This is a genomic window from Paenibacillus sp. HB172176, from assembly GCF_011947265.1.
Classification (GTDB): domain Bacteria; phylum Bacillota; class Bacilli; order Paenibacillales; family Paenibacillaceae; genus Pristimantibacillus.
Genome location: NZ_JAATHD010000010.1, coordinates 23882 through 36840, shown reverse-complemented (window position 1 = coordinate 36840; position 12959 = coordinate 23882). Strand labels below are relative to the sequence as shown.

Annotated in this window: 11 protein-coding genes; 2 read left to right on the top strand and 9 right to left on the bottom strand. The window is 52.2% G+C overall.

What is annotated here, in order from left to right:
- Positions 1–7 precede the first annotated feature (7 nt).
- The 6 genes from HFP08_RS14650 to HFP08_RS14625 all read right to left on the bottom strand — a co-directional run bounded on the left by HFP08_RS14650 (position 8) and on the right by HFP08_RS14625 (position 7625).
- Entirely contained in the window at positions 8–2230 is a 2223-nt protein-coding gene (locus HFP08_RS14650; protein WP_168121342.1) for an AraC family transcriptional regulator, read from the bottom strand.
- A 43-nt stretch (positions 2231–2273) separates the two neighbouring features.
- Positions 2274–3911 (bottom strand): extracellular solute-binding protein, encoded by a 1638-nt coding sequence (locus HFP08_RS14645; RefSeq protein ID WP_168121341.1) that lies wholly within the window; start codon positions 3909–3911, stop codon positions 2274–2276.
- A gap of 34 nt (positions 3912–3945) precedes the next feature.
- Positions 3946–4821 carry a carbohydrate ABC transporter permease gene (locus tag HFP08_RS14640; RefSeq protein WP_168121340.1) on the bottom strand — a complete coding sequence of 292 codons (876 nt, stop codon included), beginning with the start codon at positions 4819–4821 and terminating at the stop codon, positions 3946–3948.
- A 13-nt stretch (positions 4822–4834) separates the two neighbouring features.
- Positions 4835–5761, bottom strand: a complete 927-nt coding sequence (locus HFP08_RS14635) for an ABC transporter permease (protein WP_168121339.1) — start codon at positions 5759–5761, stop codon at positions 4835–4837.
- Positions 5762–5961: 200 nt separating this feature from the next.
- Positions 5962–7212 carry an EAL domain-containing protein gene (locus HFP08_RS14630; protein WP_168121338.1) on the bottom strand — a complete coding sequence of 417 codons (1251 nt, stop codon included), beginning with the start codon at positions 7210–7212 and terminating at the stop codon, positions 5962–5964.
- 119 nt (positions 7213–7331) lie between these two features.
- Positions 7332–7625 carry a hypothetical protein gene (locus tag HFP08_RS14625; RefSeq protein ID WP_168121337.1) on the bottom strand — a complete coding sequence of 98 codons (294 nt, stop codon included), beginning with the start codon at positions 7623–7625 and terminating at the stop codon, positions 7332–7334.
- A 144-nt stretch (positions 7626–7769) separates the two neighbouring features.
- Between HFP08_RS14625 and motA the strand changes: the two genes are divergently transcribed.
- Both motA and HFP08_RS14615 read left to right on the top strand, forming a co-directional pair.
- Positions 7770–8573, top strand: coding sequence for a flagellar motor stator protein MotA (gene motA / locus HFP08_RS14620; RefSeq protein WP_168121336.1), 804 nt, complete (start codon positions 7770–7772; stop codon positions 8571–8573).
- Entirely contained in the window at positions 8557–9378 is an 822-nt protein-coding gene (locus tag HFP08_RS14615; protein ID WP_168121335.1) for a flagellar motor protein MotB, read from the top strand. Before motA ends, HFP08_RS14615 begins: the two co-directional genes overlap by 17 nt.
- Positions 9379–9444: 66 nt before the next feature.
- On the opposite strand, the gene rluF is transcribed toward HFP08_RS14615, so the two are convergent.
- From rluF to HFP08_RS14600, 3 genes are read right to left on the bottom strand one after another with little or no spacing between them, the layout of a single operon-like run.
- On the bottom strand, positions 9445–10167 hold the full coding sequence (gene rluF / locus HFP08_RS14610; RefSeq protein WP_168121334.1) for a 23S rRNA pseudouridine(2604) synthase RluF: 723 nt from the start codon (positions 10165–10167) through the stop codon (positions 9445–9447).
- Between the two features lie 32 nt (positions 10168–10199).
- Positions 10200–10883 (bottom strand): NAD(P)H-binding protein, encoded by a 684-nt coding sequence (locus HFP08_RS14605; protein WP_168121333.1) that lies wholly within the window; start codon positions 10881–10883, stop codon positions 10200–10202.
- Between the two features lie 58 nt (positions 10884–10941).
- Complete coding sequence (locus HFP08_RS14600) at positions 10942–12753, bottom strand: PAS domain S-box protein (protein ID WP_240941402.1); 1812 nt, start codon at positions 12751–12753, stop codon at positions 10942–10944.
- Positions 12754–12959: the final 206 nt, after the last annotated feature.

Here is a 12959-nt window from a genome sequence, read left to right as displayed (position 1 = left end):
TCTGCTTTCACATCGCCGTTCCTTTCTTCAGAACCGCCTGCTTCCGATAATCTCCCGGCGCAAAGCCGACCTGTTTTTTGAACACCCGCCCGAAAGACACGCCATGCAAATAGCCGCATTCCAGCCCGATTTCCTGAATCGACTTATTGGTCGTGGACAGCAGAATTTTGGCATGCCGAACGCGCAGCTCCGTTACGTAATCCGTCCAGCTGCTGCCGGTCGCTTCTTTGATAAGCCGGCTCATATGGCTGTTGCTCAGGCAGAAATGCTCCGCAATCTTCGCTAGTGACAGATCCGGGTCATGGAAGCATTCCTTCATATACTGCTCAATCTGCTTGAACAGCTCATACTTGTGATTGCCCGAGCGCAGCTCCTCCAGTTCCCCCTCCAATGCGCTTGCCGCCTTCATCCAACCATCCCTGTATTCCTGAATCGTTTCGAAGCGATCCAGCAAGCCGATCAGCCGCGGCTCCACATCTTTGTTGAAAGCGTCCCGGTAACTCTCCGGTCCTTCCTGAATCACCTTCGACAAACAGAAATTCATATATTGGAACAGAGTGAGCAAGCTGCTGCGCGACGTAACCGACTGCTCGATTGTATCGAACACCTGCATCATCTGCGCCCGCCAATCGGCGGATCCCATGCGAAGGGAATAGGCCGCCTGGGACGTCATCTCGATTATATTGAGAATTTCCAGCGGAGCTCCTTCCCCAGCCGGAATCGCCGTGAACACCCGATCGATGCCTTGCGTCGCCTTATAAGACAATAATTCCAGCGCTTCCTCCCTTGCTTCCGCGATTTGGCGCGGCTCGCCCGAGAGTCCGCTGATCCCGATCGACACAGTGAAGGGCAGATGCAGCTTCACCCATTGCTTGATGTTCTGGGCTTGCGCAAGCGGATCGCCCTGCACGATGACCGTAAGCTGATCGGAGGACAGCCAGGTCGTCCATATGCGAAGGTTATTCTCGGCGCTCGTCTCCTTGACGACCTGTTCGATCGCGAATTTGAACAGCGATTGATCGTTGGAGGAGTATTGATCCTGAAAGTCCTTGTAATAGTCGATTTCCACGACCATCACTCGCGATGCCGTCCATTGCTGCGGGGATCCTTCCTCATAAGCGTTGGCGTTCCAGTCCTCCTCCGTAATGACGCGCTCCCCGTTCAGCAGCTCGCGAAACCATTGTTTGCGCGTAATATCATGGTATTGATTGGAAGCGAAATGATATTCCCCGGCCTGGTGAATAAGCTCGTCCATCAGATTATCCAAATATTCGAAGTCGAGGCGATTGAATTGTCTCTTGCTTGTCAGCCGATTGATTAAGGAGTCGATCGGATGGGCGAAGCGCCGCAGCAGCCACAGCATGCCCGCCGAAATCGCAAGCACGCCGGCAACGCCGGCAGCCATCCACATATTCAGGAAGGAGTAGATCTCCTCGGACATATCCTTGCTCGTCCATCCCGATTCATAGAAGTACCCCGGAACGGAGGAATTGACCTTCGAGACGGCCTTCGCCTCCGCCGGAATATTCGTCGTCGCCGCAATGACTTGGCCTTCCGAGTCCACCATGCGAACATAGCCGACGGAATCGCCCGCATTGTCGCGCAGCAGGGCCTCCAGTCTGTTCACATTAATATTGATAACGAGCAGACCGTTCCTGCTCATGAACAGCGGCACCTTCCGAACATAGGAAATGACCTTGACATTCTGCCCATCCACTCTGTACTCGAGCAGAGGATAATATTCGTTGTACGTCCGCACGGACGACCACTGCTCCGTCATTGACTCCGAGGCTAATCCGGACACGAACGCTTTGTCGCCAAACTCTCCGATCTGCCGGAAGCTTCTTGAGCTAAGCACCGTTTGATCAATATCGCGGTACACATAGATCGAATCGATCAGGGGATTGAACTGAACAACCTCATTAAACAACTGGGACAGCTGCGTTTTCAGAAATTGAAAGTCATCCGTCCCGCTTTCCGTTTCATACAGGAACTTCTGGAATTTCTCGTCCCGATCCAATTCCATAATCACCTGCTGCTCGATCAGCTTAAGCCAGCTGTCCATCGTTTGCGCGCTCGTCTGCGCGAACTTGTAATTCGCTTGCTTGGAATAATCGCGATGGGTGTCGACGAGCACGATGATGAATATAGAGCTTAGAAGCGCCGCCACAATATAGAAAAAAGGCAGGATTACGAATGCCAAGCGACGAGAAAACTTCGGCTTCCTCATAGTTTCCCTCCATTAGTTTCGGCGGCGCTCCTTGCCCGTACCGTTATTTTAAGGATTCGTTGAATTCAATCAAATCCTTCGCCAATATGGCGTTATCGCTGTTTTCGGCGTACCATTTCGCATACCACTCTTCCAGTTTCTTCCCGCCGGCGCTGTCCCAAGCCTTCTGCATATCCTGAATGGCCTGCTCGGTGCTGTAGGATTTCGTAATAATCGCTTTCGTGCTGATCTCTTCTATCGTTGGATTAATCGTGCTGGTAATAATCTGCAAATCGTCCGGAAGCGTCGGCATATGCTCAGGGTGAGTCAGCCACGGGATATCTTTTCCCTCGAAGCTGGCTTCCGCCTGATGATACAAGTCCAGGAAGTCCTTCTGCATCGGCACCTCTGGATTCAGCTGTCCTTCAAGCGTGGCACAATCGCCAAGCAAGGTTTTGGAGAACATCATTTGGAAATCGACCGTCCAGGATACTTCGTTTTTGTACTTTTCATCATCCAATATTTTGGGACAGCCAGTTGCGCCTTTCTCCCAATGCGTGCCTTCGAAGCCATACAACAGCGTTTCGCCTGTCGATTCCTGCGTCATGAAATCAACGTACTTGATGACCGCTGCCGGATCCTTCGCGGTTGCGTTGACGACCGCCGTCATTTGCACGGGATTCTGGAAATAAGAGAGGAAGCTTCCGTACTTCGTTTCCGGCCAAGGAACGACGATCAGCTCGGCGTCCGGATTGTTCTTCCTGAAGGTTTCATACAGGTTGAAATCGCCCATGTTGCCGATTCTGCCGGTATAGACCCCCGCTCTTCCCTGCAGGAAAAACTGGCGCTGCTGCTCGCGGTTCTTATCCGTCAAGTAATCCTTGTCGATCAAGCCTTCCTCGTACATTTTCTTATGATAATCGAGAGCCGCTTGCTTGCGTTCCCAGTCCTTCACCAATTGGCCGTCCTCCACGACCCAGTCCACGTCTTGGAACATGACATAGAGGCCTCGCCCTTGGGCGTCCGCAATGCCGTACGTATCCGCCTTGCCGTTGCCGTCGGGATCCTGAGAGGCGAAAGCCCTCATCACTTCCAGCAGCTCTTGATCCGTCGTTGGAACGTTTAGATTCAGCTTGTCCAGCCAATCCTTGCGGACGAACATCACTTCATCCGGCAGCATCGGAGACAATTTCCCGATTTCGTACAGCTTCCCGTCGGGCTTCGTCCCTGCTTTCCGCAGCACCGGATAGGTTTCCAGCAGATTTTTATAATTGGTCGAATATTGATCGATCAGATCGTCCAGCGGAATAATCTGGCCGGTTCTGTAGAGCGAATCGCGGAAACCGGTCGCATATTCCTGAATCAGGTCGGGCGCGTCTCCCGAAGCCAGCAATACATTGAATTTATCGGTGCTCTCCCACCGGGGAACCGTAATGAATTTCACGTCCGCCGGGCCGTTCTTAACTACCCAATCGGTCCAGGAGTTCTTCTCCGCCGTGCCCGCTTCGGCCGGCACATTGCCCCGGTCATACATCGAGACCGTGATCGATCCGCGTTTCGCGGTCGCGCCCGACGCGTCTGTCTGTTTCTGTCCGCCGTTATTTTCTTTCTGACCTTCATTCCCGTTTCCGGAGCAAGCGGCAAGCACCAGCATCGTTGCAAAGATAACCATTACGGTCGTTGTCCGTTTGAGCTTCAACATAATAAACGTCCCCTCGCCATCTCTCTGAAATGTATTATCCTTTAATCGATCCGATCATGACACCTTTTACGAAATATTTCTGAAGGAAGGGATATACGAGCAGCATCGGAGCGACTAACACCAGGATGCCGGCGGCTCTGATCGATTCCGGTGTCATCGGAATTTGACCGGAATCGGGCGCATTATTGAGCCCTTCCAATATAGACTGGCTTTGAATCATCTGTTGCACGAGAAGCGTCAAATTTTGCATTTCTGTTTGGTTGATATAAATTAACACGGAGACGAAGTTATTCCAATAGCCGACGCCGTAGAATAACGCAATCGTCGCAAATACCGGCAATGAAAGCGGTAACACAATACGAAATAACGTTCGCAGCTCGCCGCATCCGTCGATCTCGGCCGAATCGAACAGCTCCTCCGGCAAACTCAGGAAGAACGTTCTGAGAATCAACATATTGAAGGTGCTGACCAGACCTGGCAGCCATAACGCCCAGTAAGTGTTCAGCAAATCCAGTGAATTAACAACGAGATACGTAGGAATGAGCCCCCCGTTGAACAGCATGGTAAACACGAACGCAAGCGTAAAGAAGCGACGAGCGTAGAATCGTTTCCTGGCCAGCGGGTACGCCGCCGCGGTCGTAAACACCAGGCTAAGCACGAGGCCTACCAAGGTAATCACTACGTTATTGAGCAGGGCCCTCGGAACTCTGCCGCCCTCCAGCAGCAATCGAAAGGCTTCCGTCGACCAGCCCTTCGGCCAAAGGGTCACCATTCCGGACATCACCGCGTCGAAATCGCTGAACGCAAGCGCGATGACATGCAGGAGGGGGAATAAACAGCTGAGCGCAGCCAGCAGCAAGATGCATTCGTTTACGAAATAAAACAGTTGTTCGCCCTTGGTCGGTTTCAAGCGTTCACCCTCCTCACCATAAATTTTGATTGAAATGCTTGGCAATCCGGTTGGCCGTCAGAACCAGAATAAAGCCAACAAGCGATTCGAACAAGCCAAGCGCCGTGCTTCGGCTGAATTGCGCGCCAAGCAAGCCGATTTTGTAAATGTAAGTGCTAAGAACCTCCGAAGAGCTGTACACCACATTATTCTGCAGCACATAGACATGATCGAAGCCGACTTCCATAATGTTGCCCATGGCCAGAATCAGCAGCAAGAAGATCGTTGGCCGAATCCCGGGCAGCGTAATATGCCAGATCTTCCTGAACTTGCCCGCGCCGTCCACGCTAGCCGCTTCATACAACGTAGGATCGATCGACGTTAACGCGGCGAGATAGATGATGGCGCTGAAGCCGGCTTCCTTCCATACACCCGAGCCTACATAGATGGAGATCCACGTATTGGCCTGGTATAAGAACGGCACCGGTTCGTCCCGGAACAGCGTAATAAGCTTGTTCACGATTCCGGATTCCTGCGAGAATAAAGTGATGAAGATGCCCCCGATGATGACCCAGGAAAAAAAGTGAGGCAGATACACCAGCGTCTGCACCGATTTCTTGAACAGCATGCTCCTCACTTCATTCAGCATTAATGCAATCAGAATCGGGAAAGGAAATCCGACGATGATATTGAGCAAACTCAGAAAAAAGGTGTTCCAAATAATTTTCAGGGTAAAAGGATCGTGCACGATCAGTTCGAACCATTTCCATCCGACCCACGGACTTCCGAACACCCCTTTGGCGAACGTATACTGCTTAAAGGCAATCACATAACCGAACATGGGTGCGTACTTGAAAATCAGATAAAAAGCGACTACCGGAACAAACATGATGAGCAAAGGAATATTGCGCTTGAATCTCGCCCATGATCTTGATGCTCGCAAAGCATGCATAGAATTCATTCTCTCCTCCTTTCCGTAACGAATGTTTTCCTCGAACACCTCTATTCTTACCGCAGCCCGCGCTCCCGGCTCAATATACAATTGATGCGATACGCAACCGTAGCGCCCAAGATAGGGGAAAACGCAAAAAGACGGGATCGAATTCGGCGATCCCGTCTTGCGCGTAAAATATGCTTTCGTTCTTTGACTATGATTCCGTTCTATGACCGGTCGATCCTGCTCCCCCCGTCCAGCACGTCCGCGAACAGAATCCAATCCGGACGAACCATGACCGAGATGGTGCGTATCCATGCTCTGGATTCCAGATCGGTGTAGGAACGGGATACGATCGAACGCCTCTGCTCGCTTAGCTGCACCAGATTCGGAACAAAGTACGGCCGCCAGCTCCAATTCGCATGCCGATACTGCTCCTCCCTCTGCCAGCCGGCTTCCCCGTCGCGCCGAAAGTTTGCGGAGAGCTGAATGCCTCTGCGATTGCATATGTAGATTCGAATACAGGAGGGCTCGAGCTCCGGAATAAGACGCTTCAGACAGGCATCGGTCAACAGCTCGCCTCCCGTCTCCTCTTCATCCTGGGGAAGCTGCAGCGACAGCTGCTCTGCGAGACGCTCCGCCCTCCGCTTCCAGGTGCCCTCCGTCAGCGCGTGGGATCCGACATGCCGCTCCAATTCCTCCTCGACGACGTCCGCGAAGCAATCGGGCTCCCGGAAGGAAGGCTCCGCCTGGGCGAACAGGAAGCCTTGCACATATCTCGCGCCGGCTTGAATCGCCCGCTCCAGATCGTCCCGCGTCTCGACGCCCTCGAACAGCAGCGAAGCGCCGATCTGCTCCGCAAGCTCGGAGAAGGAGCGCAGCACGCCGTAATAACCGTTATGCGTCGCGCTTTTCTTCACCATATCCATATCGATCTTGAGCAAGTTCGGCTGAAGCTGCGCGATTCGATCCCAATTGCTGAAGCCGCTGCCCACATCGTCAATCGCAATTCTGCAGCCTCGCGCGCGATATCTCTCTACCGCGGCGATTAATATATCAACCGACCCGTTGAAGCTCTCTTCCGTAATTTCAATCACGACGCGTCCCGGATCAAGCCCATAGCGATCAATCAGATCCAGCGTGTGCATCTCTCCTGACTGGCCGTATTGATAGATCCAGCCCGGCTTGAGATTCAGGAACAGCAAGGGCGGATCGGCCTCCTGAGCCATCCGCGCAATCGCCTGCTCCCTCAGAATGCGATCAACCTGAATATGATCGGCCATGGCGACGCCGGGGTCGCCGAAGAACGGCCCCAGACTTCGAGCCGCATCGCCTCTGGTCGCTCTTCCCAACACTTCATAGCCCGATATCCGCCTGGAATCAAGCGCGATGATCGGTTGATAGTAAGCGGTCAGCGCCTCTTCCTTCTGCAGGCCCAGCGCCTTCGGAAGCCCCTGTCTGGATTGGAAAACCGTCATAATGAGTCCCTCGAATCATGTTATAGTCGTGTTAGATTTTCTCCCATATTAACTTGGTTTTATTGTATAGGAGTCGACAACTATTGTAAAGATTCGACATTTTTCGATTTTCATTTGCCTTAGATCAGCCGAACGATCTGAATGACATTGTCGCCCTGCGACACTTCGATGACATGATGCTTGCTGTTATAGATAATAACGCCCTTGCCCACCTCGATCTCCGGCTGTGTGCCAAGTCCGAAGAACACATCGTCGGCCAGCGCTTCCATCACCTCATGGCGATCATCCTCATGCAGCGCCTCCCACTCCTCCGGCTCCATCTCGAAGAATGTGTAACCTTCCTCGATTTGCCCGACGGCGGCGGTTAGTTCCTGCAATATTTCAACGTATTCGCGCGCATGTCTAACGCCCATATCGTTATCCACTCCTTAAATTATTCATTTGAATTTCATTTACTATAATCTCAGAATACCCTTTTGACGATATAAATAGAAGTAGCCTGCGAACATGTAATAGAAGCAGACAAGAAGAAATGACAGATTGAACGGGGTGCAAGAATGAAGAATTCAACAATTATCGGTCTCATACTAGGTGTTATCGCCGTTATCGGCGGCATGATATTCAAGGGCGCGAGCTTATCATCGCTCATTAATCCGGCCGCCTTCATGATCATTATACTTGGCACCATTGCGGCAGTTATGGTCGCATTCCCCATGTCGGAGCTTCAGAAGGTCGGCAAGCTGTTCAAAATCGCCTTCTCGGAACAGAAGCTCCCTTCAAGAGAAGACCTTATCAGCAGATTCATGGAATGGGCCTCCATCACCCGCCGCGAAGGCTTGCTTGCACTCGAAGCGCGCGTCGACGAGATCGAAGACATGTTCCTGCGCAACGGCATGCGCATGATTATCGACGGCAACGATCAGGATCTGGTGCGGGACGTGCTTCTCGAAGATATCGCAGCCACGGAAGAGCGACATAAGGCCGGAGCTCTTATCTTCACGCAAGCCGGAACCTATGCGCCCACGCTCGGGGTGCTGGGAGCCGTTGTCGGCCTGATCGCGGCGCTGTCCGACATGAGCGACATGGACAAGCTCGCCCACGCAATCGCGGGCGCGTTCATCGCAACGCTGCTCGGTATATTCACAGGATATGTGCTATGGCATCCAATCGCCAACAAATTAAAGCGAATTTCGAAGAAAGAAATCCAAATCCGCCTCATGATGCTGGAGGGCTTGCTCTCCATTCAATCCGGCGTCTCCACGATCGCCATTAATCAGAAGCTCTCGGTCTTCCTGACGCCGACGGAACGGTTGAAGATGAGAGAGCAGGAGGAGGCAAGGGTAGATGAGCAGAAAGCGTAAATCGCATGATCATGACGAGGAGCATATCGACGAATCCTGGCTCATTCCGTATGCCGATCTGCTAACCTTGTTGCTCGCCCTGTTCATCGTTCTCTATTCCATGAATTCCGTCGATGTGAAGAAATTCGAGGAGATGTCCCAAGCCTTCAGCCTGGCGCTCAACAACGGCTCGAACGTGCTGGATCTCCCCTCCGTCGTGAAGCGCGACGAAGAGCTGGAGCAGGACATCGAGAACGACGATGCGAAGATCGACAGTCAGAAGGAGGCCGAATCCGACACTTCCCTCGAGGAGCTAATCAAGCAGGAAGAAGCGGAGCTCGAGGATCTCAAGAAGAAGGTCGATGACTATATCGATAAGCATGGACTTACAACCGAGTTGGAGACGCAGCTTAATGTCAATCAGCTGCTCATTACGATTAGCGACAACGCCTTGTTCGCACCGGCACAGGCAACGATTAAGCCGGAGTCAAGGGAGCTCGCGATAGCCATCGGCCAGATGTTGCAGGAATATCCGAGCTATAACGTTGTGGTAGCCGGACATACCGATAATACTCCGATTAACAACGCTAATTTCCATTCGAACTGGGATCTCAGTTCGATTCGCGCAAGCCGCTTTCTGGAGGTCATGCTGGAGAACAAGAAGCTCGACCCGACACACTTTAGCGCAAAAGGTTATGGCGAAAATCATCCGATCGCGGATAACAAGACGGTTGCCGGCAAAGCGAAGAACCGCCGCGTCGAGGTATCCATCATCCATACCTATGTGGATACCGCGCAGGCGCAGCAACTGCAAGTGAACAAATAGCTCGCTTGATACAGAGAACGGCTTACGAGACCCATGAATCCATCGGTCCCGTAAGCCGCTTTTGCTTTATCCCCTTACATTGTCCGCTGTGTCCTGCTGATAGTTCAGAATGCCGAATAATTCGGCGCGTTCCGCATCCGTCAGATCGCGCCATTTCCCTACGCCAAGCTCGCCGAGCTTGATGTTCATGACTCTGACCCGCTTCAAGCGCCTCACATGATAGCCGAACGCCTCGCACATTCTGCGAATCTGGCGATTGCGGCCTTCCGTCAAGATGATACGAAACACGCGCTCAGCTACTCTCGTCACTTTGCAAGGAAGCGTCATGCTTCCCAGAATTCGAACGCCGCCCGCCATGCCCTGCAGGAAGGCCGCCGTAACCGGCTTGTCCACCGTCACAATGTATTCCTTCTCATGCCTGCCTTCGGAACGAAGAATCGGATTCACAATATCTCCGTCGTTCGTGAGCAGGATCAGGCCCTCGGAATCCTTGTCAAGCCTGCCGATCGGGAATATGCGTTCCTCATGCCCGACGAAATCGACGATATTGCCTCGAATATGCAGCTCCGTCGTGCTCGTTATGCCAACCGGCTTGTGCAGCGCGATATAGACATGCCGCTTCTTCTCGCCGATTCGCCTGCCGTCTATACGCACATCATCATGCGATTCCGCCTGGCTGCCAAGCTCCGCGACCGCCCCGTTAATCGTAACGCGGCCGCTGTCCACAAGCTTGTCGGCTTCGCGTCTGGAGCAATATCCGGTCTCGCTAATAAATTTATTGATTCGCATCTCTGTCTCACCTCGTTGTAGCGTATGCTACACTATGACGAGGATTTCTGCAATATGGCGCCCCAAGACGCAATATCCGGCGAGGACAGAATCTTCGGCGCTCCTTCTTCATACAGCGCTGCCGCGATCATCGCTTGGGCAATCCGCTTGGCCGCGATTGGCTTATATTTGCGCAGCCCGCCCATGAACAGGAAAGCGCAGCTCTTGGCTAATCTGGCTGCGACCGCTTCCCCGAAGCGCCGCTCCCGCCTCTCCCCGATAATCAAGGAAGGGCGGAAGATATGAAGCTTCGACGGGCACATCGCTTGAAGATCGGACTCTACCTTCCCCTTCACCCTGCTGTAGAAGAACAAGGATTTCTCGTTTGCGCCCATTGCTGTAATAATCAGCATGCGATTCGCGCCATCCCTCTTGGCTACTTTGCCGAGCATTATTGGGTAATCATAATCGACATGCTCGAATCGCTCCTTCGAGCCGGCCTTCTTCCTCGTCGTGCCTAGCGTACAATAGACATCGGCGCCTCCCAGCAGCCCGGGAGGCAGCTCGCATAACCGGTCAAAATCGAGTACGAGCTGCTCCAGGCGGGGATGCGTCAGATTCATTCTTTTGCGCACGAGAACAATCACTTTGCGATAGCTCTTATTCCATAATAACAGCTTCACGAGCTCATTCCCGACAAGACCGGTAGCTCCGGCGACAACCGCTGTTCTCTGCATGCATCCACATCTCCCTTATTCTTGATTATCGATTCAAACGGGCCGATCCCGCCTCCCGCTAACCGATGCCTTGCTGATTCTCCGGCTTCCATACAGGCAGGAGAAGCTTGATCGACGTGCCGACATTCACCTGACTCTGAATATCCATCGTTCCGTGATGACTGTTGATAATCCGCTGACTCACCATGATGCCCAGCCCCGTCCCGGTCTCCTTGCCCGTGAAGAACGGATCTCCGATCTTCGATATCATTTCCTCCGGAATGCCTACGCCCTCGTCGGTAATCGAGATGGCGATATTCGAGCTCTTCCGCTGAATCGAGATATGCACCGGTCCCCCGCTTGGCATCGCTTCTATCGCATTCTTCAACAAATTAATGAATACCTGCTTCAATTGATTCTCCTCGCAAGAAATCAGACAGGGCTCCTCCGTAAAATTGGTATGAAACACAATGTTGTGAAGATGCGCCTCGCTGTCGAGGAACAGCAGCACCTCGCGAAGAATATCCCGTATATCCTTGCGTATAAACTTAGCTGCCTGAGGCTTGGCCAGAATGAGAAATTCCCCGACAATGAGATTAATGCGATCCAGCTCGGACAGCATGAGATTGACATGAGTAATGTTCAGCTTCTGGCTCTGCTGCTGCAACTGCAGGAAGCCGCGCAGCGTCGTCAGCGGATTGCGAATCTCATGGGCCACACCCGCCGCCAGCTGACCCACCGTCGTCAGCTTCTCCGAACGCCTGAGGAGCTCCTCCATGCGGTTGCGGCTGCGCATATCGCGGCAAATGCTGGCGAAGGCTTGTATTGAGCCGTCGGAATCGCGGATGGGAGACACGGTAACGCTCACCGGAATGATCTCCCCCGTCCGCGTAACTCGAACCGTCTCCTGCGCGGGGAGTTTCTTCCCCGCCAGCAGCAATCCGATCATCTGGCGCTTCTCCATGCGATGCGATTCTGGTATGGTTGGATAGTTGAGGCCGAGCACCTCCGATTCCTCGTAACCGAACAATTGCTCGAAAGCGCGGTTCACTTGAATGACCTTCCCATCCACATCCATAAGATGAATCGCGTCGTTCGAATGATTGATGAACGATTCAAGATGCTCCTTCATTCGGCGGTTCTCGTCGAACGCTTTGCGAAGCTTGTCCATATAGATGCTGATATTCTGGGACATTGCATTGATTTTGAGCGCCAATAATCCGAACTCATCCTTGCGCTTGATCTGAATCGGCTTGTGGAAGCGAACGGAAGATACCTCGTTCACCTTCCACAGGATATCCTTCAGCGGCCGTATCATAATGCCTACCAGCCAGTACACCACAATCATAAGCAGGAGAAGGAAGGCTCCCGAATAGATGAAGGTTTGATCCCGCTTCATCTGAACGAGCTCAGTCATGCTCGATCGGTCGAATACGACGCTGACAATATAGCCGCCCAAAGCTTCATCCGTATAGTAGCTTCTATAATACGCATTGCCGCCTATCGTAATTTCTTTATACTCGAAATCATTCGCGCTCATATCTTGCATAATAGCTTCATCGTTGTTAGCATCAATATAGAGATGCGTTCCGTAAGGAATGTCGGTCGAATCCTTCTTGAAGACCGTAATTTCCATAATGTAAGGATTTACATTCTTCAGAATATCGATCATCCCGTTCGGATCGACTGCCGGCGGCGATTTGGCGGGCGTCTTATTGCCGCCATCCTCCGTTATAGCTTCCGCAGCTTGAACGGAAATATGAAGCATGGATTCAAGCATCATGCTGCGAAATCCTTGCACCATCGAATATTCACTCATGATATGGTAGAGAATGACCACTAGAACAAGCATAAGCGAGATGGTAACGGACAGCTTCGTCTTGATCGACAATTCACGACACACCCTTTGTGAGGAGATCTATTCTTGAATGAAAATAAAGTTTATGCACAGGATCCACAAGAGATATGCACAAGAGTGGATGAATTGTGGATGAAATTGTGTGTATCTCACCAGTTATGCACAATTCTATCCACAGCGTGTTAACATTCGAATATTTGTTCGTTGTATAACATACCGATTATTATATCGTGAAAAGG